The sequence below is a fragment of the Streptomyces sp. NPDC085866 genome (assembly GCF_044541035.1).
In the GTDB taxonomy this organism is placed as follows: domain Bacteria; phylum Actinomycetota; class Actinomycetes; order Streptomycetales; family Streptomycetaceae; genus Streptomyces.
Genome location: NZ_JBITSQ010000020.1, coordinates 97147 through 121262 on the forward strand (window position 1 = coordinate 97147; position 24116 = coordinate 121262).

The 24116-nt window shown below is 70.4% G+C and carries 23 protein-coding genes and 1 pseudogene; 12 read left to right on the top strand and 12 right to left on the bottom strand.

The annotated features are described in order from the left end of the window. Positions 1–61: 61 nt before the first annotated feature. Positions 62–349, top strand: a complete 288-nt coding sequence (locus ACIF83_RS38875; RefSeq protein ID WP_399734375.1) for a MerR family transcriptional regulator — start codon at positions 62–64, stop codon at positions 347–349. On the opposite strand, the gene ACIF83_RS38880 is transcribed toward ACIF83_RS38875, so the two are convergent. From ACIF83_RS38880 to ACIF83_RS38890, 3 genes are all read right to left on the bottom strand, one after another. Further along, complete coding sequence (locus ACIF83_RS38880) at positions 240–1217, bottom strand: pirin family protein (protein WP_399734378.1); 978 nt, start codon at positions 1215–1217, stop codon at positions 240–242. The two genes, ACIF83_RS38875 and ACIF83_RS38880, sit on opposite strands and share 110 nt — an antisense overlap. Positions 1218–1349: 132 nt before the next feature. After that, positions 1350–3296 carry a YncE family protein gene (locus ACIF83_RS38885; RefSeq protein WP_399734381.1) on the bottom strand — a complete coding sequence of 649 codons (1947 nt, stop codon included), beginning with the start codon at positions 3294–3296 and terminating at the stop codon, positions 1350–1352. A gap of 173 nt (positions 3297–3469) precedes the next feature. Then, a complete protein-coding gene (locus ACIF83_RS38890) occupies positions 3470–3943 on the bottom strand; it encodes an SseB family protein (RefSeq protein WP_393475121.1) in 474 nt (157 codons plus the stop codon). 141 nt (positions 3944–4084) lie between these two features. Here ACIF83_RS38890 and ACIF83_RS38895 point away from each other — a divergent pair, with 141 nt between their 5' ends. The 4 genes from ACIF83_RS38895 to ACIF83_RS38910 all read left to right on the top strand — a co-directional run bounded on the left by ACIF83_RS38895 (position 4085) and on the right by ACIF83_RS38910 (position 9411). Then, positions 4085–5911, top strand: coding sequence for an acyl-CoA dehydrogenase (locus ACIF83_RS38895; protein ID WP_393475119.1), 1827 nt, complete (start codon positions 4085–4087; stop codon positions 5909–5911). Positions 5912–6004: 93 nt separating this feature from the next. Then, positions 6005–7303, top strand: a complete 1299-nt coding sequence (locus ACIF83_RS38900) for a M18 family aminopeptidase (RefSeq protein ID WP_399734385.1) — start codon at positions 6005–6007, stop codon at positions 7301–7303. A 124-nt stretch (positions 7304–7427) separates the two neighbouring features. Then, positions 7428–9062, top strand: a complete 1635-nt coding sequence (locus ACIF83_RS38905) for a hypothetical protein (protein ID WP_399734388.1) — start codon at positions 7428–7430, stop codon at positions 9060–9062. Between the two features lie 94 nt (positions 9063–9156). Further along, positions 9157–9411, top strand: a complete 255-nt coding sequence (locus ACIF83_RS38910; RefSeq protein ID WP_393475111.1) for a DUF6458 family protein — start codon at positions 9157–9159, stop codon at positions 9409–9411. Positions 9412–9432: 21 nt separating this feature from the next. Here ACIF83_RS38910 and ACIF83_RS38915 read toward each other — a convergent pair. From ACIF83_RS38915 to ACIF83_RS38925, 3 genes and pseudogenes are all read right to left on the bottom strand, one after another. Next, positions 9433–10010 (bottom strand): annotated as a pseudogene (locus ACIF83_RS38915) (alkyl hydroperoxide reductase); the annotation flags it as partial. 115 nt (positions 10011–10125) lie between these two features. Then, positions 10126–10986, bottom strand: a complete 861-nt coding sequence (locus ACIF83_RS38920) for a calcium-binding protein (RefSeq protein WP_399734391.1) — start codon at positions 10984–10986, stop codon at positions 10126–10128. A 146-nt stretch (positions 10987–11132) separates the two neighbouring features. Continuing rightward, complete coding sequence (locus tag ACIF83_RS38925; protein ID WP_393475107.1) at positions 11133–11519, bottom strand: cupin domain-containing protein; 387 nt, start codon at positions 11517–11519, stop codon at positions 11133–11135. A gap of 51 nt (positions 11520–11570) precedes the next feature. Between ACIF83_RS38925 and ACIF83_RS38930 the strand changes: the two genes are divergently transcribed. Together ACIF83_RS38930 and ACIF83_RS38935 are read left to right on the top strand one after the other, a co-directional pair. Beyond that, entirely contained in the window at positions 11571–12650 is a 1080-nt protein-coding gene (locus ACIF83_RS38930) for a GlxA family transcriptional regulator (protein WP_399734394.1), read from the top strand. Beyond that, positions 12647–13141, top strand: a complete 495-nt coding sequence (locus ACIF83_RS38935; protein WP_393475101.1) for an LURP-one-related/scramblase family protein — start codon at positions 12647–12649, stop codon at positions 13139–13141. Before ACIF83_RS38930 ends, ACIF83_RS38935 begins: the two co-directional genes overlap by 4 nt. Before the next feature lie 15 nt (positions 13142–13156). Here ACIF83_RS38935 and ACIF83_RS38940 read toward each other — a convergent pair whose 3' ends face one another. Beyond that, entirely contained in the window at positions 13157–13975 is an 819-nt protein-coding gene (locus tag ACIF83_RS38940; protein ID WP_393475098.1) for a carbon-nitrogen family hydrolase, read from the bottom strand. Positions 13976–14156: 181 nt separating this feature from the next. Between ACIF83_RS38940 and ACIF83_RS38945 the strand changes: the two genes are divergently transcribed. After that, positions 14157–14981 (top strand): maleylpyruvate isomerase family mycothiol-dependent enzyme, encoded by an 825-nt coding sequence (locus ACIF83_RS38945; protein WP_393475095.1) that lies wholly within the window; start codon positions 14157–14159, stop codon positions 14979–14981. A gap of 283 nt (positions 14982–15264) precedes the next feature. On the opposite strand, the gene ACIF83_RS38950 is transcribed toward ACIF83_RS38945, so the two are convergent. Next, positions 15265–16590 (bottom strand): nitrate/nitrite transporter, encoded by a 1326-nt coding sequence (locus ACIF83_RS38950; protein WP_393475093.1) that lies wholly within the window; start codon positions 16588–16590, stop codon positions 15265–15267. Continuing rightward, positions 16587–17237, bottom strand: coding sequence for a GntR family transcriptional regulator (locus ACIF83_RS38955; protein WP_393475090.1), 651 nt, complete (start codon positions 17235–17237; stop codon positions 16587–16589). The genes ACIF83_RS38950 and ACIF83_RS38955 overlap by 4 nt, the downstream gene beginning before the upstream one ends. 188 nt (positions 17238–17425) lie before the next feature. On the opposite strand from ACIF83_RS38955, the gene ACIF83_RS38960 reads away from it, so the two are divergent. From ACIF83_RS38960 to ACIF83_RS38970, 3 genes are all read left to right on the top strand, one after another. Next, positions 17426–18331: a D-alanyl-D-alanine carboxypeptidase family protein gene (locus tag ACIF83_RS38960; RefSeq protein WP_393475087.1), complete on the top strand. Its 906-nt coding sequence runs from the start codon at positions 17426–17428 to the stop codon at positions 18329–18331. A gap of 67 nt (positions 18332–18398) precedes the next feature. Then, positions 18399–18941 (top strand): RNA polymerase sigma factor, encoded by a 543-nt coding sequence (locus ACIF83_RS38965; protein ID WP_399734401.1) that lies wholly within the window; start codon positions 18399–18401, stop codon positions 18939–18941. Continuing rightward, on the top strand, positions 18938–19390 hold the full coding sequence (locus tag ACIF83_RS38970; RefSeq protein WP_393475081.1) for a hypothetical protein: 453 nt from the start codon (positions 18938–18940) through the stop codon (positions 19388–19390). Before ACIF83_RS38965 ends, ACIF83_RS38970 begins: the two co-directional genes overlap by 4 nt. On the opposite strand, the gene ACIF83_RS38975 is transcribed toward ACIF83_RS38970, so the two are convergent. From ACIF83_RS38975 to murJ, 3 genes are all read right to left on the bottom strand, one after another. Continuing rightward, the gene (locus ACIF83_RS38975; protein ID WP_393475079.1) at positions 19387–20286 is read right to left on the bottom strand and encodes an alpha/beta fold hydrolase; all 900 of its coding nucleotides are present in this window, start codon (positions 20284–20286) and stop codon (positions 19387–19389) included. The two genes, ACIF83_RS38970 and ACIF83_RS38975, sit on opposite strands and share 4 nt — an antisense overlap. Before the next feature lie 133 nt (positions 20287–20419). Next, on the bottom strand, positions 20420–21169 hold the full coding sequence (locus tag ACIF83_RS38980) for a hypothetical protein (RefSeq protein WP_398138823.1): 750 nt from the start codon (positions 21167–21169) through the stop codon (positions 20420–20422). A 143-nt stretch (positions 21170–21312) separates the two neighbouring features. Next, complete coding sequence (murJ, locus tag ACIF83_RS38985; RefSeq protein WP_399734405.1) at positions 21313–22971, bottom strand: murein biosynthesis integral membrane protein MurJ; 1659 nt, start codon at positions 22969–22971, stop codon at positions 21313–21315. A 151-nt stretch (positions 22972–23122) separates the two neighbouring features. On the opposite strand from murJ, the gene ACIF83_RS38990 reads away from it, so the two are divergent. Continuing rightward, positions 23123–24088, top strand: coding sequence for a Bro-N domain-containing protein (locus tag ACIF83_RS38990; RefSeq protein ID WP_399734481.1), 966 nt, complete (start codon positions 23123–23125; stop codon positions 24086–24088). The last annotated feature ends 28 nt before the right edge of the window (positions 24089–24116 follow it).

A 24116-nucleotide genomic window follows, 5' to 3' on the forward strand; every position in this document is an offset into this window, starting at 1 on the left:
CTGCCGCGGGACTCCGGGCGGGTGAGGCCGACCGTGCGGCCCGGCTCGGCGTCCTCGGGGAATGCGTATCGCGGAGCCGGCTCGACGCACGGGCGTTCCGGTCCCGACGATCAAGTTCCACTCGCGCGAGGGCCTGCTGCCGCCCGGCGAGCGCACCGGCCCCGACCAGGTCGGCTACGACGGCCGTCGCCCGGCCCGCCGGGGGAGCGGGCCTGGCGACGTTCCGGAGTCGGGCCGGGTCAGCCCTGCGGGCCGGTCTCCGACATGCCGTGGACGGCCGGGATCGTGCCCAGGCGGCCCTTCTGGAAGTCCTCGAAGGCCTGCATCAGCTCGTCCTTGGTGTTCATGACGAACGGGCCGTAGTGAGCCATGGGCTCACGGATCGGCCGGCCGCCGAGGAGGACGACCTCGAGGTCCGGCGTGTGCGAGTCCTGCTTCTCGTCGGCGCGGACGGTCAACGAGGAGCCGGTGCCGAACACCGCGGTCTGGCCCAGGTGGATCGGGCGGCGGTCGGTGCCGACCGAGCCACGGCCCGCGAGGACGTACGCGAGGCCGTTGAAGTCCTCGCGCCAGGGCAGGGTGATCTCGGCGCCCGGGGCGAGGGTCGCGTGGATCATCGTGATCGGTGTGTGGGTGATGCCGGGGCCCTGGTGGCCGTCCAGCTCGCCCGCGATGACGCGCAGCAGCGCGCCGCCGTCGGGGGACGCCAGCAGCTGGACGTTGCCGCCGCGGATGTCCTGGTAGCGCGGGGCCATCATCTTGTCCTTGGCCGGGAGGTTCACCCACAGCTGCAGGCCGTGGAAGAGACCGCCGGACATGACCAGCGACTCCGGCGGGGCCTCGATGTGCAGGAGGCCCGAGCCCGCGGTCATCCACTGCGTGTCACCGTTGGTGATCGTGCCGCCACCGCCGTTGGAGTCCTGGTGGTCGAAGACCCCGTCGATGATGTAGGTGACGGTTTCGAAGCCGCGGTGGGGGTGCCACGGGGTCCCCTTGGGCTCGCCCGGCGCGTACTCCACCTCGCCCATCTGGTCCATCATGATGAACGGGTCGAGGTGGCGGTAGTTGATCCCGGCGAACGCCCGGCGCACCGGGAAACCCTCGCCCTCGAAACCGCTCGGCGCGGTCGTGATGGCCAGCACGGGGCGTGCCACGGCGTCGGCCGGCGCGCTCACGCGGGGCAGCGTCAGCGGGTTCTCGACGGTCACTGCAGGCATGTCGGTACCTCCTTGTGCGCCCACTTTAGTTGAGCGTTGAACTTTCTGCCACCCACAACAGCGAAAGCCCGGAGGGCATTCCCTCCGGGCCGTCGATGTCGCACAGGCACCCGGGTGCGTGGGTCGGCTGTGTCAGTTGCTGAAGTACAGGTACTTCCACGAGCCGTACGTCGTGGAGTTCACGGAATCGCCGGACGAGCCGTTGACGTACACCGAGCGCATCCGGGCCCGGATGCCCGACTCGCCGGGTGCCCCGAGCTGGACGGCCGACTTCCCGTTCGTACCGAGCGGGAAGTACTGCGAGTCCGCCGAGTGCCACGAGCCCTGGTAGTAGACCTGGAGATCGAAGCGCTGCTTACGGCCCGGGTAGTAGCTCATCGTCGTGGTGAGCAGGGGGTCGGTGTTCTTGTGGAACCAGTAGTACGACGTCGAACCGATCCTGGCCGTCCTGTAGTGCCTGGAGACGGCGGTGGAGATCTTGACCCGGGCGTACGCCGTGGACGTCACCGTCCTCGGCTTGTAGCGGGAGTCGCCCGAGAAGACCGCGGTGACGGTCGTGTCGCGGGTCATGTCCACCCACGCGCCGATGTCGCCGTCGGAGTCGACCTTGCCGGTCTTGATCAGCTTCTTCCCCTTGTCACTGCCGAAGGGGTCCGCGTAGATCGAGACCGAACGGTTCTTGTACGTCGCGCCGAGGTGCGCGGTGAACTTGACGTCGGTGCCGTAGTTGTACAGCTTGCCGTTGTTGTTCAGGCGCAGTGCCGTGGAGGCGCGGGAGACGTCGACGCTGTCGGCGGCAGCGGCCGGCAGGTGACCGGCGTCGCCTGCGTAGGCGACCCTGTAGGTGACCTTGCCGCCGGCCGGCGGGGTGTCACCGAAGGAGTAGCTGCCGTCCGCCTGCACGGTGACCGAGGGCAGGGTCTTGCCGCTCGGGCTCTCCAGGTCGGTACGGGTGACGGTCAGCTCGGTGCCGGTGGAGAACGGGACCGTCGCCGTGATCCTGCCCGTCACGGTGAGCTGCTTGGCGCGCGTGGCCGTCGCCGGGGCGTTCACCGAGAGCGCCGGCACGCTCCGCGCCGGATCGGTGAGCGCCTTGAACGTGTAACCGCCGGCCGACGACACGAGCGCGAAGATCCGGGAGGAGTCGGGGGCCCAGGCGAGGTCGGCCGTGTCGGCGGCGTAGGTCCGGATCGGCTTGGCGGCGCCGGGCGCGTAGACCGCGACCTGGTGGTCGCCGACCTGAGCGACCAGGCCGTTCGGCGCGATGTCCGCGCGCTGCCCGGCCGGGTAGGCGCCGGCCCGGGTGAACGTACCGTCCGCGTAGGCGTGCCGGTCCGTGCCGTCGACCAGGACCTGCGAGGTGCCCGGTACCAGGTCGATGTCGTTGACGTGGTTCAGCGAGTAGCCGCCGCCGTGCGAGGCGACCAGCCGGGGTGCCGCCCCGGAGACGTCGACGACGGCCATCAGATCCTTGGTCGTGTCGTAGAAGTCGGTCGCGCCCACGGCCAGCAGCCCGGGCTCGGACGGGTCCGTGTCCAGGTAAGCGGGAGTCGAGACTCCGTGGTTCTCCAGCGGAAGCTGTCCGAGCGTCACCGGGTCGGACCCGCCGGCCGGGTCCACGGCCGGGTCGACCGAGCCCAGGCCGCTCGTCGTCCGGTCGCCGGATTCACCGTAGGTGAACCAGACCCTGCCACCGGAGAATTCGACGTGCAGCGGACCCACGCCGGCGGCCACGGGGTAGCGGGCCTTGACGTCGAGGGTGGCCGCGTCGAGCGCCACGATCTCGTGGCTGACCCGCGCCGCGGCGTACAGGGTGCTGCCGTCGTCGGAGAGCGCCACGTCGAAGATCCCGTCGATGCCGCTCACCGAGTCGACGCGGTTGCCGTGGTAGTCGAAGGCGACGATCCGGTCGTTCGTGTCGTCGCCGACGAAGACCCGCTTGAGCGTGTCGTTCACGACGATGCCGGCGGGCGAGCCGACCGTGGTCGTCACGGCCGACGCCGGCCCGGCCGACACGGCGGTCAGCGCCACCGAGCCGAAGAGGACCGCGAGCACCGTCGCGGCCGAAGTGCTGCGCATGCGCACAGTGATGAACCCCCACGAAAGACCCCGGGAGCACCGGGAGACGAGAGCGCCGCGCGACACCCGGACGCGACCGCGCAAGAGCGGTTGCACACGGGGCGCGGCTGCCTGAGGGCACCCTATGGCATGTCTGTGACAAACGAGGGCGTACGTTTGCGCCGGACCGGCGGTCAGCCGTACATGCGCCGCATCGCGAAGTCGACCATCTGCTCCACCGCCTTGGCGTCGAACACCATCCGGTGTTCGCCCTCCATGTCCAGGACGAAGCCGTACCCGGTCGGCAGCAGGTCGATCACCTCGGCGCCGGTGATCACGAAGTACTTGGACTCCTTGCCCGCGTACCGGCGCAGCTCCTTGAGCGAGGTGAACATCGGGATCACCGGCTGCTGGGTGTTGTGCAGGGCCAGGAAGCCGGGGGTGTCACCGCGCGGGCAGTAGACCTTCGACGTGGCGAAGACCTGCTGGAAGTCCTCCGCGGACATCTGCCCGGTGGTGAACGCGCGCACCGCGTCCGCGAGCGAGGGCGGGGACGGCTCGGGGTACAGCGGCGGCTGCTGGCCATAGCCGCCGACACCGCCCGGCATCTGCTGCTGCGGCTGGGAGTACCCCTGCTGGGCACCCAGGTTCTGGTCGTAGCCGTACATGGACCAAAGCGTACTGAGTCACAGATGACCGGTTCGGGGTTGCTTCTTATTACCGACGGGTAGCATCATCGTAGCTACTTGTTGGTACGTGAACGATGCGAGGAGTCAGTGCCTCGCCGAGTCCTATACGGAGCCGTCACCATGGGGCACTACAAGTCCAATCTCCGCGACATCGAGTTCAACCTCTTCGAAGTACTCGGCCGCGACAAGCTGTACGGCACCGGTCCCTTCGAGGAGATGGACACCGAGACCGCCAAGAGCGTCCTCGAGGAGCTGACCCGCCTCTCCGAGAACGAGCTGGCCGAGTCCTTCGCGGACGCCGACCGCAACCCGCCCGTCTTCGACCCCGAGACGAACACCGCGCCGGTCCCGGCGTCCTTCAAGAAGAGCTACAAGGCCTTCATGGACTCCGAGTACTGGCGCCTGGGCCTGCCCGAGGAGATCGGCGGCACGACGGCCCCCCCGTCCCTGATCTGGGCCTACGCGGAGCTGATCCTCGGCTCGAACCCGGCCGTGTGGATGTACTCCTCCGGCCCGGCCTTCGCCCGCATCCTCTTCGAGGAGGGCACCGAGGAGCAGAAGAAGTGGGCGCAGATCGCGGTCGACCGGACCTGGGGCTCCACCATGGTGCTCACCGAGCCCGACGCGGGTTCGGACGTCGGCGCCGGCCGTACCAAGGCGGTCCAGCAGGAGGACGGCTCCTGGCACATCGAGGGTGTGAAGCGCTTCATCACCTCCGGTGAGCACGACATGGAGGAGAACATCCTCCACTACGTGCTGGCGCGTCCCGAGGGTGCCGGCCCGGGCACCAAGGGCCTGTCCCTCTTCCTCGTCCCGAAGTACCTCTTCGACTTCGAGACCGGCGAGCTGGGCGAGCGCAACGGCGTCTACGCCACCAACGTCGAGCACAAGATGGGCCTGAAGGCCTCCAACACCTGCGAGATGACCTTCGGCGACCGCCACCCCGCCAAGGGCTGGCTGATCGGCGACAAGCACGACGGCATCCGCCAGATGTTCCGCATCATCGAGTTCGCCCGCATGATGGTCGGCACGAAGGCGATCTCCACGCTGTCGACGGGCTACCTGAACGCGCTGGAGTACGCCAAGGAGCGCGTCCAGGGTCCCGACCTCGCGCAGTTCATGGACAAGGCCGCGCCCAAGGTCACCATCACGCACCACCCGGACGTGCGCCGCTCGCTGATCACGCAGAAGGCGTACGCCGAGGGCATGCGCGCCCTCGTCCTCTACACCGCCTCGGTCCAGGACACGATCGCGGTCAAGGAGGCGACCGGCGAGGACGCGAAGGCCGAGCACGCGCTCAACGACCTGCTCCTGCCGATCGTGAAGGGCTACGGCTCCGAGAAGGGCTACGAGCAGCTCGCCCAGTCGCTGCAGACCTTCGGCGGCTCCGGCTTCCTGCAGGAGTACCCGATCGAGCAGTACATCCGCGACGCCAAGATCGACACCCTGTACGAGGGCACCACGGCGATCCAGGGCCAGGACTTCTTCTTCCGGAAGATCGTCCGCAACCAGGGCGCGGCCCTGAACTCCCTCGCCGAGGACATCAAGAAGTTCCTGGCGCTCGGCACCGGCGGCGAGGAGCTGGCGGGCGCCCGCGAGCACCTCGCGAAGGCGGCCGTGGAGCTGGAGGCGATCGTCGGCCTGATGCTGACCGACCTCGCGGCCACCGAGCAGGACGTCAAGAACATCTACAAGGTGGGCCTGAACACCACCCGCCTGCTGCTGGCCTCCGGTGACGTGATCGTCGGCTACCTGCTGCTCAAGGGCGCCGCGATCGCCGCCGAGAAGCTGCAGACGGCCTCCTCCAAGGACAAGGCGTTCTACACCGGCAAGATCGCGGCGGCGAAGTTCTTCGCGGCCAACGTCCTGCCGGGTGTCACCCTGGCCCGCAAGATCTCGGAGAAGGTCGACCTGGACCTGATGGAGCTGGACGAGGCCGCCTTCTAACCTGCCGAAGGACCCGCTCCGCACCCACTGATCGCCTGCGTGGGCCCGCTCCCGTACCGGGGGCGGGCCCACGCACGTCGTTAAGGTAAGCCCATGAGCGCACCAGCCCGCTTCGACCGCGGCCACACCGACGACCTGATGTCCTTCCTGGCGACGAGCCCGTCGCCGTACCACGCCGTGGCGAACACCGCCGAGCGGCTGGAGAAGGCGGGCTTCAGGCAGGTCGCCGAGACGGACGCCTGGGACGGTTCGAGCGGCGGCAGGTACGTGCTGCGCGGCGGGGCGATCGTCGCCTGGTACGTCCCCGAGGGCGCCCAGCCGCACACGCCGTTCCGGATCATCGGCGCGCACACCGACTCGCCCAACCTCAGGGTCAAGCCGCAGCCGGACGCCGGGGCGCACGGCTGGCGGCAGGTCGCGGTGGAGATCTACGGCGGCCCGCTGCTGAACTCGTGGCTCGACCGGGACCTGGGCCTGGCGGGGCGGCTGACCCTGCGCGACGGCAGCACGGTCCTGGTCAATGTGGACCGGCCGCTGCTGCGGGTGCCCCAACTCGCCATCCACCTGGACCGTTCGGTGTCCTCGGAGGGCCTCAAGCTCGACAAGCAGCGCCATCTGCAGCCGGTGTGGGGGCTCGGCGACGACCTGCGCGACGGCGAGCTGATCGCCTTCCTGGAGGTGGAGGCGGGTCTCACGGCGGGCTCGGTGGCCGGCTGGGACCTGATGACGCACTCGGTGGAGCCGCCCGCCTACCTCGGCCGGGACCGCGAGCTGGTCGCCGGTCCCCGGATGGACAACCTGCTGTCGGTGCACGCGGGCGCGGCCGCCCTGGCCTCCGCCGCGACCTCGGGCGCCCCGCTCACCCACATCCCCGTGCTGGCCGCCTTCGACCACGAGGAGAACGGCTCGCAGTCGGACACCGGCGCGGACGGCCCGCTGCTCGGCACCGTGCTGGAGCGCTCGGTGTTCGCGCGCGGCGGCTCGTACGAGGACCGGGCCCGCTCCTTCGCCGGCACGGTCTGTCTGTCCTCCGACACGGGCCACGCCGTGCACCCCAACTACGCGGAGCGGCACGACCCGACGCACCACCCGCGGGTCAACGGCGGCCCGATCCTCAAGGTCAACGTCAACAACCGCTACGCCACGGACGGTTCGGGCCGGGCGGTGTTCGCCGGGGCCTGCGAGAAGGCGGGCGTGCCGCTGCAGACCTTCGTCTCCAACAACTCGATGCCCTGTGGCACCACGATCGGCCCGATCACCGCGGCCCGGCACGGCATCCGGACCGTCGACATCGGCGTGGCGATCCTGTCGATGCACAGCGTGCGCGAACTGTGCGGCGCCGACGACCCGTTCCTGCTGGCCAACGCGCTGACGGCGTTCCTGGAGGACTGAGCCCCACCACCCCTTCCCCCTGCGAAACCGTTGTTTTTGAACCTGTTCAAACATGGTTGCCGCAGCGTACGATGCGCTTCGCTCTTCAACGATCTGCGTATCCGGTCTCGTGGGGGGACTACACGTGCGAAAGAGATCCCTGGCGCTCGCCTGCGCCTCCGTCGCTGCCGGCCTGCTGCTCGGCCCGGCGCCGGCCGCGCATGCTGCGGTGGCACCGGTGCTGTACGGCGTCGGCGGTGGCGACCATCCGGGCGAGGGCCTGGTGTGGGTGTCCGCCTCGTCCGACACCGCCATCACCTCGATCACCGCCCACCTGTACGCGCCGGGCTCCGCCTCCGACGCCCCGGAGGTCGCCGAGGTCAGCGACTTCACTCCGGACTCCAGCACCGGCTTTTCGAACACGTGGCGGACCACCACCCCGCTGCGCCTGGCCGACCTCGGCACCTACCGCGTCGTCGTCGACCTGACCGACGCGGACGGGGACACCACCTCGGCCCAGGGCGCCTACCAGTACGAGCTCGAGGCACACCTGACGGATCTGCAGGCCACGCCGCAGAACCCGGACTACGAGCACCAGGACGTCACCGTCACCGGCGGCTTCACGGTCACCGACCCGCGCACCGGCGAGACGACGCCCGCGGCGGGCGCGGAGGTGGACCTGGAGATCTCCGATGGGGACGACACGACCACCACGACCGGCACCGACGGCCGTTTCACCGCCGTCTACGCCGTGACCGACCCGTCCAGCGCCACCGTCAACGCCTGGCTGCGGCTGGACGAGCCCTGGTACCAGTCCAGGGCCAACGAGAGCGTCGAGGTCAGGGCCGTGCAGTCGGACACGCGCGTGACCCTGGACGACTCCGAACTGGACGTCAAGGCCGGGCAGGCGGCGACCGTCTCCGGCACCGCCGAGGTGTACGTCGGCGGGGCGTGGAAGCCGCTGGCCGGAGCCACGGTGGACGAGATCTGGTCCGACGAGTTCGGCGGCGTGGCCTCGCGGCCCGTCACGGGCGCCGACGGCCGCTTCACCGGACAGCTGACGCTGCCGAAGTCCGGCACGGTCGAGGTGCAGGTGCGCAGCGGGACGTTCCTGAAGTTCAGTGAGCTGCAGAGGGTCAGGGTGTACGTCGCGACGAAGACGTCCCTCACCGACTTCACCGCGACTTTGAACAAGTACTCCGAGCTGACCGCCAAGGGCGTGCTGCACACCGGCTCCAGCGTCCCCGGATACGCGGACAACAAGGTCGAGCTGCAGTACTCGGCCGACGGGAAGACCGGCTGGAAGACGATGAAGACCGTCACCCCGGGCAGCGCCGACCCCGAGTCCGGCGCACCGTTCAAGGGCACCTTCGACGCGCCCTACAAGGGCTACTACCGGGCACACTTCAAGGGCAGCCGCAACTGGCAGGAGTCGTACGGCAAGGTCGTGTACGCCAAGCGCACCCCGACCCGGATCACCGGCGGCAACGCCTCGCCCGAGCCGGTGCGCAAGGGCCGCACCCTCACCTACAAGGGCAAGCTGCAGTACTACAGCTCCGGCGCCTGGAAGGCCTACGGCGGCCAGAAGGTGAAGATCCTCTTCCGCCCCAAGGGCTCCTCCAGCTGGTACGACATGGGCAACGCCACCACCCGCTCCGACGGCACGTTCAGCAAGGGCTCCACGGCGTCGAAGGACGGCACCTGGGTCGCGGTGCTCCTGTACCCGAACAGGACCCATCTGGTGAGTGCCGGGCGCGAGGACTACGTGGACGTGGTCTGAGCAGCCGTCAACAGCCGCCCGGGCATGCCCCGGGCGGCGCCGGGTACCCGGACTGCTCCGCAGATTCCTGGACCGGAAAGGGAGGCGACGCCTCATGGGCCTCGGCGGCTGCATCATCCTCATCGCCGTGGGAGCCATCCTCACGTTCGCGACCGACTGGCACATGCAGGGAGTCAACCTCGACCTCGTCGGCGTCATCCTGATGGCCGTCGGGCTCATCGGCACCGCCACGTTCAGCGGCATCGCACGGCGCCGGCGGATCGTGGTACCGCCGACGCCGGTGGTCGAGGAGGAACCCCACCGCCACCATCACCGCGGCGACGGGTACAGCGACGGGTACGGCATGTGAGGTTCCCCGGCCGCCGCCCGGCTACTGCTCGTCCCTCCCGGCCAGGACGAGCGGCAGCCGGCCCGCCCCGCCCCGCCCTCGGTGAAGCGGACCGGGACGCCCCAGTCCTGCTGGTGGACGTGGCAGGCGGGGTCGACGGACGGATCGTCGTCGCAGGAGGCGGCTGTCGCGGAGACGTGCAGGACGCCCTCCGTGGCGGCCGGGTTGAACTCCAGGGTGCGGGACAGGTCCGTGTCGGCGCCCTCGCCCTCGAGCAGCAGTTCGGGCGGGGTGGAGGAGACCAGGAGACGGGTCGAGGGGCCGTAGCGCGTGTCCAGCTTCTGGCCTGCAGGCGCCTGGAAGACCACGTCCAGCCTGAGTCTGCCGGGGGCGACCTCCGTGGCCGCGCGCCGGGTGCGATGGGCGACCGCCTCCACGCGGACCGCCTCCTCCGGCAGCCGCAGCCGCAGCCGCAGCCGGGTCAGACGGTGCCGTGCCGACTCCACGACCACGATGTCCTCGCCGACGACGACGGCGTCGCTTGGCTCGCGCAGATCGGTGGCGAGGGTGCTGACCTCACCGGCCGCGGGGTCGTAGCGGCGCAGGGCGTAGTTGTAGGTGCCGGCGGCGGGGTGCGGAGTCGGTCATGATCCCAAGGGTGCCAGCGGCACCGACAGCGGGCGCTGTGCCTGCCCGCGGGTCCTCGGCCCCTCGGGCCCCCAGCCCCTCAGCCCCTCAGCCCTGGTGGATCACATCCGTGCCGGGGCCGCCGGAGAGCGTGTCGCGGCCCGGGCCGCCGTACAGCTTGTCGTTCCCGCTGTTGCCGTACAGCTTGTCGTCGCCGCTGTTGCCGTACAGGACGTCGTTGCCCTTGCCGCCGTACAGCGAGTCGGCGCCCGATCCGCCGGAGATCCTGTCGTTGCCGTCGTCGCCGGACAGGTACTGGCTCCCGGCGCCGCCGTGCAGCACGTCGTCGCCCTTGCCGCCCTGCACGATGTTGTCTCCGCCGCTCGCGTAGACCGTGTCGTTGCCGTCGCCGCCCCAGGCCAGGCCCTCCGCGCCCACCGTGAGGGTGTCGTTGCCCGCGTCGCCCGAGACGTAGGCGCCGTCGAGGCGGCCGCTGTCGGTCGCCTTGTCGTTGCCGACGCCGAGGGAGATCTCGGCGTAGTAGTAGATCTGGTCGGTGGTGTTGTCGTAGGCGACCGTGTCGTTGCCGTCGCCGAGGTTCATGATCAGGGCGGCGTACGGGTCCTGGCTGTCCACGTTGGTGACCGTGCAGGAGACCTTCGTGTGGTCCGCGCCGTCGGGGTGGGCGCAGTCGTGGCCCGCGTTGATCGGGACGTCGTCGTCGATCACGTAGGTGATGCCCGTGCGGTCCGCGGTGAGCGACGCGGTGACGGTGGCCTTGTTGGTCTGGCCGGGGGCGGCCTTGTAGGTGAGCTGCCAGTCGTACGGGTTGACCGAGGCGGTGGCCGGCTGCGTGGCGGCACCGGCGGTGCCGGGCAGGGTGAGCGGCACGGCCAGGGCCGTACCGAGGGCCAGCGTCACCGCGCAGGCGGCGCGTATCACCCGGCGGCGGACGGGACGAGAGGGCATGCGGACCTCCGAAAGGAACGTGCGGAGCCTGTGCGGCCTACCCAACGTCCGACTCGGCGCCCATCCGCTTGGTTGGGCAACTTCCTCACCAGAACTGGAAGTTCACTTGCGCGACACCTCTCGTCCCGCCGGATTCCGGTGCCGGGTCAGGTGAGCGCGTGGCCGGTGGTCGCATCCACGTGGTCCGGCACCTCGTCGTGCCGGTCGCCCACCGAGAAGGTGCCGGTGGGCTCGAAGACCAGCATCTGGGTGGGCACGGGTGCGTACGGCCTGTGCCAGGTGCCGCGCGGGACGGTGAACACCGAGCCCTTGGGGAGGACGACCGTGCGCTCGCCGGCCGGCTCCCTGAGGGAGATGTGCAACTCGCCGTCGAGGACCAGGAAGAACTCGTCGGTGTCGTCGTGCACGTGCCAGACGTGCTCGCCCTCGACCTTGGCGACGCGGACGTCGTAGTCGTTGACCGCGGTGACGATGCGCGGGCTCCACTGCTCGGAGAAGGAGGCGAGCGCCGCCTCCAGGGAGATCGGTTCCATGCGTTCATCGTCCGGGGTGCCGGGGCGGCCGACGAGTGCTAGAAATCGCACATGCCGCAAGGATCCTCGCACCGCATCGTTCTCGTCGTCGACGAGAACTCCAACCCGTTCGAGATGAGCTGCGCCATCGAGGTCTTCGGGCTGCCCAGGCCCGAACTGGGACGGAAGCTGTACGACTTCCGGCTGTGCGCCGCCGAGCCGCACACCCGCATGCGGGACGGCTTCTTCACGCTGACCGGGGTCGCCGGACTGGAGGCCGCCGAGGAGGCCGACACGCTGATCGTGCCGAACCGGCCCGACACCGAGGTCCCGCGCGCGGAGCACGTCCTGGACGTCGTACGCCGGGCACACGCGCGTGGCGCCCGGCTCGTCGGCTTCTGCTCGGGCGCGTTCACGATCGCCGAGGCGGGGCTGCTGGACGGGCGCCGGGCGGCCTGCCACTGGATGTGGGAGCAGTACTTCCGGACCCGCTTCCCCGAGGTGCGCCTGGAGCCGGACGTCCTCTTCGTGGACGACGGCGACATCCTCACGGCGTCGGGCAGCGCGTCGGCGCTCGACCTGGCCCTGCACGTCGTACGGCGCGACCACGGCGCCGAGATCGCCAACCACGTCTCCCGCCGTCTCGTCTTCGGCCCGCACCGGGACGGCGGCCAGCGGCAGTTCGTGGAACGCCCGCTGCCCCCGGTCCCCGACGAGTCGCTCGGCCCGCTGCTGGCCTGGGCACAGGAGCGGCTGGGCGAGCCGCTGACGGTGGCGGACCTGGCCGCCCGCGCGGCCGTCTCCCCCGCGACACTGCACCGTCGCTTCCGCGCGCAGCTGGGTACGACCCCGCTGGCCTGGCTCACCGGGGAGCGGGTCGCGCTCGCCTGCCGGCTGATCGAGCGGGGAGAGGAGCGTCTGGACGTCGTGGCGGCCCGCAGCGGCCTGGGCACGGCGGCCAACCTGCGGGCGCGGCTGCGCCGCGAGACGGGGCTGAGCCCGTCGGACTACCGCAGGCGGTTCGGACCGGAGCCCGCCCCTCCGCCCGGTTCCCCTTCCTCCGGTTCCGTGCCCTCCGGCTCGGTTCCCTCCGGTTCCGTTCCCTCGGGTCCCGTGATGATCCCGCCGGGCCGGGGAACGGTACCCGCATGAGACTCCTCGTACGCGACCGGCTCCTCGGCATCGGTGACGACTACTGGATCGAGGACGAGCACGGCCAGAAGGTCTTCCTCGTCGACGGCAAGGCCATGCGGCTGCGGGACACCTTCGAGCTGAAGGATGTTCACGGGCGTGTCCTGGTCGACATCCACCAGAAGATGCTCGCCCTGCGCGACACCATGGTGATCGAACGGGACGGCGAAGGCCTGGCCACCATCAAGCGCAAGCGGCTGTCCCTGCTGCGCAACCACTACCGGGTCGCGCTCGTGGACGGCACCGAGCTGGACGTCAGCGGCAGGATCCTCGACCACGAGTTCGCCATCGAGTACGACGGTGAACTCCTCGCGGTGATCTCCCGCCGCCGGCTGCACCTCAGGGACACGTACGGCGTCGACATCGTGCGCGACGACGCGGACCCGGCCCTGCTGATCGCGGTGGCGGTGTGCGTGATCCATCTGGCGCAGCGGGAGCGGGAGGACGACTAGGGCCGCCCAGCGAGTTCAGCGGCGCGGCGGTTCCAGGCCCAGCATCCGGTCCTTCAGGGCCGGGAACTGTTCACGGGTCGCCGCCACCTTCGCCGGGTCGAAGTCGACCGTGAGGATCTCCTCGCCGGCGCCCGCCTCGGCGAGCACCTCGCCCCAGGGATCCACCACGATCGAGTGACCCGCCTGGGGAACTCCGGCATGCGTCCCGGCCGTTCCACACGCGAGCACGAACGCCTGGTTCTCCACCGCCCGCGCCTGAGCCAGCAGCGTCCAGTGCGCGCGTCGCCGCTCGGGCCAGCCCGCCGGGATCACCAGCGTCTCGGCGCCCGCGTCGACGAGGGAGCGGAAGAGTTCGGGGAAACGGAGGTCGTAGCAGGTGGCCACGCCGAGGGTGGTCCCGGGCAGCCGGACCGTCACCAGATCACGCCCGGCGCTCATCAGCACGGCCTCGCCCTTGTCGAAGCCGAAGCGATGGATCTTGCGGTAGGCCGCGGCCAGCTCGCCTGAGGGGGAGAAGACGAGAGACGTGTTGTAGAGGGGACCCCCATCCGCGGCGGAGCCGCTGTCGGACGCAGCCCGTTCCGGGATGGAGCCGGCGTGCAGCCACACGCCCGCGTCGCTCGCCGCCTTGGCCATCACCTCGTACGTCGGCCCTTCGAGCGGCTCGGCCTCCGGGCCGAACTCCTCGTAGGCGAACGCGCCGGTGGTCCACAACTCGGGCAGAACGACCAGGTCGGACCCGGCCTGTTCCCGGACCAGCGAGGCCACCCGCTGCCGCCGATCGGCAACCGATTCGCCCTCGTCTACGGCAATCTGGATCAGCGAGGCGCGCACACTACCACCGCCCTGGCATTCGAGTCGTCCACACGGGCCTACGATCGTCACACGAAAGCACTGCCGGGGTGCCTCGTAGCAGCGTAACTTAGCGTCTCAAGACACCCGCCGAGTGCAGCCACCTCCCACTGGCAACGCCGCCACAACCGCCCGTGTACCAACCGCCGAGGGGTCCCGTTCCGTGAGTCTGCATCCCACCCTCCAGCCCTACGCCGACGCCTGGACCCACTCCATCGACGCGATATCCGAGTTGGTCGGCACACTCCCGGAGGGCGAGTGGAACCGGCGGACGCCCTGCCCGGGCTGGTCCATCCGTGACGTGGTCTCGCACGTCATCGGTCTGGACTGCGAGATGCTCGGCGACCCGCGTCCCATCCACACCCTCCCCCGTGACCTCTTCCATGTCACCAACGAGCACCAGCGCTACATGGAGATGCAGGTCGACGTCCGCCGCCACCACACGTCGCCGGAGATGACGGCCGAGCTGGAGTACACGGTCATCCGCCGCAACCGCCAGCTGCGCAACGAGTCCCGCGACCCCGGCACCAAGGTGCGCGGCCCGCTGGGCACCGAGGTAACCCTCGAACAGGCGATGCGCACCCGCGCCTTCGACGTGTGGGTGCACGAGCAGGACCTGCGCACGGCCCTCGGCCGCCCCGGCAACCTCGACTCGCCGGGCGCGCACATCACCCGCGACGTCCTGCTGTCCGCGCTGCCCAAGGTGGTCGCCAAGGACGCGAACGCCCCGCGCAGTTCGGCCGTCGTCTTCGACGTGCACGGCCCGATCGAGTTCCTGCGCACCATCCGCGTGGACATCCAGGGCCGCGGCACCCTGGAGACCGCCCCCGCCCTGGGCCCCGCCGCGACGCTCACTCTCGACTGGGAGACGTACGTCCGCCTGGCCTGCGGCCGCGTGACCCCGGAGGCGGTCGCGGACCGTTTGAAGACGGAGGGCGACCCGGACCTGACGGCGGCGATCCTGCGCAACTTCACGGTGACGCCGTAGACCGGACGGCGGCCGGATGCCGCGGCTGGGCCGAGTCGATGCTCCGCGTGCTGTGATCCGTGCCGGACGCCCGTGGGCTCGGCCTCGGCGTCGACGCCGAGCACCTGGCGAGGGCCGGCGGAACTCCACAGCGCGGGGCCTCTCGGACCGCGCGGAGTCCGCCGTCGACGAAGGCTTCTCGGCCGACCGCAGGACGGACAGCCGCCGGCTGCGGGCACCCCCACAGGTCGCCCAGCCTCTCTGCCGACCGGAAACGGGCGGTGCGCGGGCGGCAGAGAACGGCTCACACGGGCACGTGCACCGTCTCCACCCGGCTCGCCACCAGCCGCTCCCGCTCCCGCCGAGCGGCCCGTCCCCGCAACCGCAGAATCTGACTCACTCCCACCGCCTGCAGCACGAACACCACGGAGAAGGCCACCGAGTAGTCGTCCCCGGTCGCGTCCAACAGCACCCCGACCGCGAACAACGTCGTCATGGAGGCGACGAACCCACCCATGTTGGTGATCCCCGACGCCGTCCCCTGCCGTTCGGGCGGGTTGGCCGGCCGCGCGAAGTCGAACCCCAGCATCGACGCCGGTCCACACGCACCGAGCACCGCGCAGAGCACCACCAGCAGCCACATGGGCGCACGCTCACCCGGCCAGAGAATCGTCGACGCCCACAGCGCCGCCGTCGCCCCGACCGTGCCCAGCGCCAGCGGCAGCCGGGCCGCGTGGTGCCGGGCCACGATCTGGCCGTAGACCAGCCCGATCACCATGTTGCACAGGACGACGAGCGTGAGCAGCTCACCGGCCGTGGCACGGGACAGCCCCTGCGCCTGGACCAGGAACGGCAGCCCCCACAGCAGCAGGAAAACCATCGCCGGGAACTGGGTCGTGAAGTGCACCCACAGACCCAGCCGCGTCCCGGGCTCCCGCCAGGCCGCCGCGATCTGCCGGCGGACGTAGGCCGCACCCTGGTGCGGGACCGGCTCCGGCTCCTGCCCCTCGGGGTGGTCCTTCAGGAACAGCAGCGTCAGGACGAGCACGACCACACCGGCCAGTGCGCTGCCCGCGAACGCCGGGGTCCAGCCGAGGCCGTGCAGCAGCCGGGCCAGGACCAGCGTCGAGACCAGGTTGCCCGCCATGCCGACCAGACCCGCGAGCTGCGCGACCAGCGGTCCGCGCCGGGCCGGGAACCAGCGCGTGCCGAGCCGCAGCACGCTGATGAAGGTCATCGCGTCACCGCACCCGAGCAGCGCCCGCGAGGCGAGCGCCGTGCCGTAGGAGGGCGAGAAGGCGAAGCCGAGCTGGCCCGCCGTGAACAGCACCGTGCCGATGACGAGCACCTTCTTGGTGCCGAGCCGGTCGACGAGCAGGCCCACCGGTATCTGCATGCCGGCGTAGACCAGCAGCTGGAGGATCGAGAAGGTCGAGAGGGCGGAGGCGCCCACGTGGAAGCGGTCGGCCGCGTCCAGCCCTGCGACGCCCAGCGACGTACGGAAGATGACGGCGACGAAGTAGACCGAGACACCGATGGACCACACCGCGACGGCGCGGCGGCCGCTCGGGGTCGCCCCAGGCTTTTCAGGCGCTGGGGGAGGGTCACCCGGCAGGGTGGCGTCGCTCATCGGACCTCACCCCGCGCGAGGTGCGAGAACCAGCTCACATGCCGGTGCACGACCCCGACGGCCGCCTCCGCGTCGCCGGAGCGCAGCGCCTCGAGGATCTCCTCGTGCTCGGCGAGCGTCTTGGCGATCCGGTCGGGGTGCGAGTGCATGACCGCGACGCCCATCCTGAGCTGCCGGTCGCGCAGCTGGTCGTAGAGCCGGGACAGGATCTCGTTGCCGCCGCTGCGCACGATCTCGGCGTGGAAGCAGCGGTCGGTCCTCGCGGCTGCGGCCAGTTCACCTGCCGCGGCCTGCGTCTTCTGCTGCTCCAGCAGCTCCGCCAGCCGCTCCAGCAGCGCCGGCGGGGCGGGTACGGCCTTGCGGGCAGCGTGCTCCTCCACCAGCAGCCGGGTCTCCACCACGTCGGCGATCTCCTGCGCGGAGACCGGCAGGACCAGGGCGCCCTTCTTCGGGTACAGCCTGATCAGGCCCTCGACCTCCAGCCTGAGCAGCGCCTCCCGCACAGGCGTGCGCGAGACCCCCACGGCCTCGGCCAGTTCCCCCTCGGTGAGCAGCGTCCCGCCCTCGTAGCGGCGGTCGAGGACGCCCTGCTTCACATGGCTGTAGACACGGTCGGCGGCGGGTGGTTGCTTCGTGGGCGTGGCCATGCCCACAGGATAGATACAACACGTACGCATAGGTGGGCTCGTCCATCATGCGGACGTGACGCAGATCTCTCCCGGCGGCCGCACAACCTTCTGTGCTACTTACGTGTCACACACGTGCGGCCCTGCTCCCTTGCCACCTCAACTCGGCCGCACAGTAGGGGCATTCAAGACAATCGGGGTATATCACTTTGATTACCGGCATTAAGGGCACCCGCCGCTTCCGCAGAGCAACCGCTGTCGCCGTCACCTCCGGCGCGCTGCTCGCCACCGGTGCCTTCACCGCGACGCCCGCGCAGGCCGTCACGACGCCCTCGATCGTGGCCAAGGGCGGCTACCTCATGAACAACGCGAACAGCTCGACGTTGTTCAAGAAGGCGGCCGACACTCAGCTCCCCACCGGGTCCACGACCAAGATCATGACCGCCAAGGTCGTGCTCGCCCAGTCGAACCTCAACCTCGACTCCAAGGTGACGATCAAGAAGGAGTACAGCGACTACGTCGTCAGGAACAACGCCTCCCAGGCGCACCTGATCGTCGGCGACAAGGTCACCGTCCGCCAGCTGCTCTACGGGCTGATGCTGCCGTCCGGCTGCGACGCCGCCTACGCGCTCGCCGACAAGTACGGCAGCGGCGACACCATGGCCAAGCGCGTGTCGAACTTCATCGGCAAGATGAACACCGCCGCCAAGAACCTCGGCCTGACGCACACGCACTTCGACTCGTTCGACGGCATCGGCAACGGCAACAACTACTCGACGCCGCGCGACCTGACGAAGATCGCCAGCAGCGCGATGAAGAGCTCCACGTTCCGCACGGTCGTCAAGACGAAGTCGTACACGGCGAAGACGATCACCAAGACGGGCAGCACCCGCACGATGAACCCGTGGACCAACACCAACGGGCTCCTCAGCAGCTACAGCGGCACCATCGGCGTGAAGACCGGCTCCGGCCCCGAGGCCAAGTACTGCCTGGTCTTCGCCGCGACCCGGAACGGCAAGACGGTCATCGGCACCGTCCTCGCCTCCACCTCCATCACCCAGCGCGAGACGGACGCGAAGAAGCTCCTCAACTACGGCTTCGCCAAGCTCGGCTGACGGCCACTCGAGGCAACCGGGCCCGTCGCGGGATCGCGGCGGGCCCGTCGCGTAGGGTGCCCCCGTCATGGACACACAGGGGGACACCGCCGAGCCGTGGGAGACGGCCGCCGCGCTCGTCCGGGCCGCGCAGGGCGGGGACGCCCTGGCCATGGACGAGCTGCTGACCCTGGTGACGCCGTACGTGACCCGGCTGTGCCGCCCGATCGCGCCGGACGACGTGTCCGACGCCGTACAGGAGTCGCTGGTCGCGATCTTCAAGGGTCTGCGCGGCTTGCGCGACCCGCTCGCCTTCTACGGCTGGGTGCGCACGGTCGCCGTCCGCGAGGCGGTCCGGGTCGCCCGACGCACCGCGGTCGAGGAACCGGCCGACCCCGCCGACCTGTCCCGGCTCGGCGGACTGCGCACCGGCACCGACGGCGAGCTGCCCGCCGATGTCCGGGACGTGCTCGCCCGGCTGCCGGTGCGGCACCGCGCGGTCCTGGTCCTGCGCGAGCTGGAGGGCCTGGACGAGGCCGCCGTGGCCGAACTGCTCGGGGTCCCCACGGGCACCGTCAAGTCCCGGCTGCACCGGGCCCGTTCCGCGTTCCGGAAGGCGTGGTCGCGATGAACACCGATCCCGTACGACGCCTGCGCGTCCTGGCCGCCGGTCTGCACGCCGGCCTGTACAGCGAGGAGCACCTCGCGCTGCCGTACGAGCAGGTCTGGGCGGTCGCCTCCGACCTCTCGGCCGAACTGCCCCATCTGGTCCCCTTCCTACGAGAGTTCCGCGTCCCACCGGGCGAGGCGGACCGGGTGCAGGCCCTGGCCGTGGGCCGCTCGGGCCTGCGCGAGTCCTTCGAGGTACGCCTCGCCCCCGGCTGGTGCCTGATGCAGTCCCGCCTGATCGTGGGCGGCATGGCGGCCGTACCGGAGGGCTCCGGAACACGCTTCGCGGTCCTCGGCGCCACCCGCCCCACGGCCCTGCGCCCGGTCCAGTGGCTCTACGGCCGGACGCTCGGCGAGCCGCGCGGGCGGGCGTTCGTCCACCGGCTCACCGAGCGGGCGGCACTGCGCTAGCGCGGCCCGGCGAACAGTTCCCCGATCCCCTCGGCGACCGCCTCGGGCCGCTCCTGCGGCAGAAAGTGCCCGGCTCCCGGCACCAGCCGCACGGTCAACTCGTCGGCGTACGGCTCCGACCCGGCGAGCAGTGACGGCGGGACCACGACGTCCCGCTCCCCGCCCAGCAGCAGCGTGGGCACAGTCAGCCGGTGCCGGCGCCAGGTGCCGCGGACCAGCGCGGGGATGTCGTGCAGCACGTACTGCCAGAACAGGGACTGGGCGGCGGCCGCGCTCGCGGAGGTCGCGGCCGCGTACTCGGCGAGGTCGGCGTCCGTCCACACCGCCGGGTCGGCCGCCTGGTGACGCAGCAGGAAGCGGGTGAAGCCGGGCCGGTGCCGGAGCACGGCCCGCCCCAGCACCGGGTACTCGACGAATGCGGTGTACCACATCCGCCACAGGTTGGGCAGGACCGCCCGGTGCCGGGGCCAGGGGTGGGACATGTTCAGCGCCAGGTACCCGGTGAACCGCTCCGGCGCCCGCAGGCACAGCCGGAACCCCAGGTGCGCGCCCCAGTCGTGACCGACCAGCCCGACCCGCTCCAACCCGAGCGCGTCCAGCAGCGCGAGGGCGTCCTCGGCCAGGGCGTCCATGTCATAGCCGCGCGGGGTGGGTTCGGACCAGCCGAAGCCGCGCAGGTCCGGGCAGATCAGCCGGTACCCGTCCGGAAGCAGGGCGGCGACCTTGTGCCAGGCGTACCAGTGCTGCGGAAAGCCGTGCAGCATCAGCAGCGGAGTGCCGGTGGAGCCGTACTCGGCGAGATGCAGCCGGGTGCGCCGGACCTCCAGCCGGCGGTGCTCGGCGCGTATGTCCTCCGGCATCGGCCGGTCGGACACACCCACGGTGTGCGGTGCCATCCATGACCCCTCTCGGGCCGGTGCGGTCCCCCGTCGGGTCCGCGTCGCCGGGTCAGGAGTACGGGCGGCTATGAAAGGTTCCCTCCTCTCTCTTCTCGTCCTTCTTTCGCGTCCGGAACCAGGGCGGCCTTTCTTACGGGAGCTGGTCGTAGGTCTTGAAGGTGTAGGAGGCGTCGTAGGACATCAGGTTGTGGTCGGCCGCCGGCAGGCCGAACCGTCGGTTGAGAGCCGGGGTGAGCGGTCCGCAGTGCTCGGCGGCCGGAGCGGTGAAGGTGTCGTCGTACGCCGAGAACTCGATCACCGGCGGATCCTGGGAGACCCACTTGGAGGGACCCGAGCGCTTCAGCCGGAAGTCGACGGGTGCGCTCGCGCCGATGGTGCAGCCGTGCGGCAGCAGCGGGCCCAGGAGCCGGAAGCGGAGGCTGAACTGGCCGGTGTAGAAGTCGGACCGGCCACCGTACTCCGGCTGTATCGCCATCCCCAGGGCCGGCGCGTGATCGCCTGCGGGGGTACCGGTCAGCCCGCCCGGCACCGCGGTCGGCGCGCTGTGCATCGCTCCCCACACCTGCCCGTTGCTGCCGTCCGGCAGGGGACCCTCGGCGTGTGTCATGGTGATCGGGGCGAGGTTCACCGTGACCTTGCCGATGGTCAACCGCGGGGCGGCGGTGTGCACTTCGCATCTCCAGCGGGCCGGGTCCACGCCGTCGGGCAGAGAGGGACAGTCGCTGAAGTCGGTCGCGGCCGGGGTGGTGGAACGAGGCGCGGAGTAGGCGACGCCCGGCGCGCACACCGCTGCGGTACCGGCGAGGACGGCGGCGCCCGCGACGGCGGCGACACGGCGGGCGGTGGCGGAAGTCGGGCGAGCGGCAGCGGATTTCGTCATGTGTCCAGCGTGCCGCCGCCGTCACTCGACCACCATCCGTGACATCCCCGGCACGACCCGGAGCCACCCCTGATGCCTCGTCAGGGTTCTGGCCAAGGCCTGCCCCGAGACGGTCCCCTTCTCGACCCGGGGCAGAAGACGACTCAGCGGAGTCCCGGAATCCTCCGGAGTTCGGTGACGCGCAGCAGACGGCCGAGGACGAGGTACGTCATGGCCAGGGCGAGGGCGCCGGCGATCGTGGTGAGGGCCGTCACCGCCGTACCGCTGCCGCCCAGCACGGCCGCGCAGCCCCGCGCCACCGCCCAGCCCACCGCGGCGGCTGCGGCACCCGCGCCCAGCAGCTTGGCGTACGTGCCGCGCAGTGTGCCGTCGTCCAGGCGGCCGCCGGTCCTGCGGGCCAGCAGGCGGGCGGTGAGGGCGAGACCGGCGAGGTAGGAGAGGGTGTAGGCGCCCGCCATGCCGGTGACCGCCCAGCGAGCGGGCAGCAGCGCGTGGCAGACAGCGGCGAGCGCGATGTTGACGACGCCGATCCACACGGCCATGAAGAACGGCGTACGGGTGTCCTCGAAGGCGTAGAAGCCCCGCAACAGCAGGTACTGCGCCGAGAACGGGATCAGCCCGAGCCCGAAGGCCTGCAGCATGTACCCGAGGGGCTCGACGGAGGCGGGATCGGCGGCACCGTGGGCGAACAGCAGCGCGGCGATCTGCGGGCCGAGCGCGGCGAACAGGAAGGCGGCGGGCACGATGACGACTCCGCTGATCCTGAGCGCCCGGGACAGGTCGGCACGCAGGTCACCGATCCGGCCCTCGGCGGCGGCCTTGCTCATGCGCGGCAGCAGGGCCGTGACCAGGGAGACGGTGACGACGGACTGCGGCAGCGTCCAGATGGCCTGGGCGTAGCTGTACGACGTGTAGCCCACACCGGCCTTGGGCAGTTCCCGGTCGGCCGCGGTGGCGAAGTTGGTGACCACGGCGAGCGCGACCTGGTTGGCCAGCACGAACAGCAGCGTCCACTTGGCCGCGTGGACGCCGGAGCCGAGCCCGGTGCCGCGCCAGTCGAAGCGGGGCCGGAACCGGAATCCGGCGGCGCGGGCGAAAGGGATCAGCGCGAGGGCCTGTGCGGCGATGCCGACGGTGGTGCCGATGCCGAGCCAGCGAACCTGGGCGGCGGTGATGTCGGCGACGGAGTGCGGCACGGTCATCAGGCCCAGGTAGGCGCTGAACATGCCGATGAGAACGAAGTTGTTCAGCACCGGGGTCCAGGTCATCGCGCCGAACTTCTCACGGGCGTTGAGGACCTGACCGAGCATGGAGAAGAGGCCGTAGAAGAAAATCTGGGGCAGCAGGAACCGGGCGAAGACCACCGTGAGCCGGAAGGCCTGATGGCCGTCCGGCGTGTCCCTCATGTACAGGCCCACGATCTGCGGGGCCGCCCAGACGGCGAGCGCGGTCCCGGCGGCCAGCACGGTGAGGACGAGAGTCACCAGCCGCTGCTCGTAGGCCCGCCCACCGTCGGAGTGCGCAGCCCGGGCACGCACCAGCTGCGGCACCAGGACCGCGTTCAGCGCGCCGCCTATCAGCAGGATGTACAGGCTGGTCGGCAGGGTGTTCGCCGTGTTGTACGTGCTCGCCAGCAGACCGTTGCCGAGCGCCGCGCCCTGCAGCACCTGCCGGATCAGCCCGGTCGCCCGCGACACGACGGTGGCCCCGGCCATCATCACCGAGGACCGCGCGAGCCCACTCTTCTTCCCCGCAGTCCGCCTTTTCGCATGCCGCGCTGCACTCTCCGCCCCCGTTACCATGCCGTCAATTTACGACAGTTGGGATCACTCCTGCTCAACAGCGGTCGGCGCCAGCGGAATCAGTGATCTTCCCCCTCAATGGTGAACATTCCGGTTGCAGTTGGCATATTCGAATTCCTCCGCCCTACCTTCCGCAGCGGAGGTGGTTCAGATGAACGAACCCAGCAAGCAGGCGAAGCCCGCCGGCCGGCACGAAGCGATCGACATCAGCGACTTCGTGTACGCGGCCACCGGAGCCCGGGTACGACGGCTGACCATGCCGGACGGGACACACTGGTTTCCGGCGGTGGATGTCTGTAAGGAACTCGGACACACCAACTCGAGGAAGGCTCTCGCCGACCATGTCCCGGATGAGCACCGAGAGATTCTCGAGACCGTAACTGGAGGTTACGGTCTCACCATTCCCGCAGGTCGGGAGTGGCGTCGAGACATGAATCTCATCAATCTCCAGGGCCTGATCCTCCTCGTCCAGGCCTGTACCAAGGCCGCCTGCGCCCCTTTCAAGCAGTGGGTCGCCGAGGTCATCGAGACCGTGCAGCGAGAGGGTTATTACACGCTCGAAGAGGCCGAGGTGCAGTCCGCCGAACCGGGGGCGCCCATCGCGTACGCCATGCCGGAACAGGTCGCGGAGGCCATCGTCCGGCTCGAGGCGCACAACCTTCAGCTGGACGAGGACCTTGCGAACGGGCAGCGCGAATCGATCGAGCTGCAGAAGGAGATGCTGGCCATCCAGAGGGAGACGCTGGCTACGCAGAAGGCCACCCTGGCCGTGCAACAGGCCATGGTCCGGGCGATGGAACGGATCGCGGACCGGTTCGACGCCCTGACCCTCGCCCGCGCCGCCCCCACCGGTCACCCCACCACGGAGACCGTGCTGGCCGACTGGCGCCGGCGGCTGTCCGTGACGGAGGACGTGTGGACGGTTGCTGTGGTGATCGCCCCGGTTCTCGTCGAGAACGGTGAGCTGCGCGAGCCGCTCGAATCGATCGCGGCCCGTACGGGTCTGTCGGTGCGCCGTGTCAACGAATGCCTCCGCCTGCTGCGCAAGCACGCATGCATCCGTTCGCGGGGCGCGGCCGAGGACGGCGCGCCGGTGTATGTGCTGAACCAGCCCTGAGAGAGAGGGGGCGGCCGCAAGACAAAGT

Coding starts and splice junctions, on each gene's coding strand:
- ACIF83_RS38970 (WP_393475081.1), top strand. CDS start 18,938: ATGAACACCGATCCCGTACGACGCCTGCGCGTCCTGGCCGCCGGTCTG.
- ACIF83_RS38930 (WP_399734394.1), top strand. CDS start 11,571: ATGCCGCAAGGATCCTCGCACCGCATCGTTCTCGTCGTCGACGAGAAC.
- ACIF83_RS38920 (WP_399734391.1), bottom strand. CDS start 10,986: ATGCCCTCTCGTCCCGTCCGCCGCCGGGTGATACGCGCCGCCTGCGCG.
- ACIF83_RS38990 (WP_399734481.1), top strand. CDS start 23,123: ATGAACGAACCCAGCAAGCAGGCGAAGCCCGCCGGCCGGCACGAAGCG.
- ACIF83_RS38980 (WP_398138823.1), bottom strand. CDS start 21,169: ATGACGAAATCCGCTGCCGCTCGCCCGACTTCCGCCACCGCCCGCCGT.
- murJ (WP_399734405.1), bottom strand. CDS start 22,971: ATGGTAACGGGGGCGGAGAGTGCAGCGCGGCATGCGAAAAGGCGGACT.
- ACIF83_RS38890 (WP_393475121.1), bottom strand. CDS start 3,943: ATGTACGGCTACGACCAGAACCTGGGTGCCCAGCAGGGGTACTCCCAG.
- ACIF83_RS38875 (WP_399734375.1), top strand. CDS start 62: ATGCGTATCGCGGAGCCGGCTCGACGCACGGGCGTTCCGGTCCCGACG.
- ACIF83_RS38950 (WP_393475093.1), bottom strand. CDS start 16,590: ATGAGCGACGCCACCCTGCCGGGTGACCCTCCCCCAGCGCCTGAAAAG.
- ACIF83_RS38885 (WP_399734381.1), bottom strand. CDS start 3,296: ATGCGCAGCACTTCGGCCGCGACGGTGCTCGCGGTCCTCTTCGGCTCG.
- ACIF83_RS38955 (WP_393475090.1), bottom strand. CDS start 17,237: ATGGCCACGCCCACGAAGCAACCACCCGCCGCCGACCGTGTCTACAGC.
- ACIF83_RS38975 (WP_393475079.1), bottom strand. CDS start 20,286: ATGGCACCGCACACCGTGGGTGTGTCCGACCGGCCGATGCCGGAGGAC.
- ACIF83_RS38900 (WP_399734385.1), top strand. CDS start 6,005: ATGAGCGCACCAGCCCGCTTCGACCGCGGCCACACCGACGACCTGATG.
- ACIF83_RS38965 (WP_399734401.1), top strand. CDS start 18,399: ATGGACACACAGGGGGACACCGCCGAGCCGTGGGAGACGGCCGCCGCG.
- ACIF83_RS38935 (WP_393475101.1), top strand. CDS start 12,647: ATGAGACTCCTCGTACGCGACCGGCTCCTCGGCATCGGTGACGACTAC.
- ACIF83_RS38880 (WP_399734378.1), bottom strand. CDS start 1,217: ATGCCTGCAGTGACCGTCGAGAACCCGCTGACGCTGCCCCGCGTGAGC.
- ACIF83_RS38895 (WP_393475119.1), top strand. CDS start 4,085: ATGGGGCACTACAAGTCCAATCTCCGCGACATCGAGTTCAACCTCTTC.
- ACIF83_RS38910 (WP_393475111.1), top strand. CDS start 9,157: ATGGGCCTCGGCGGCTGCATCATCCTCATCGCCGTGGGAGCCATCCTC.
- ACIF83_RS38925 (WP_393475107.1), bottom strand. CDS start 11,519: ATGGAACCGATCTCCCTGGAGGCGGCGCTCGCCTCCTTCTCCGAGCAG.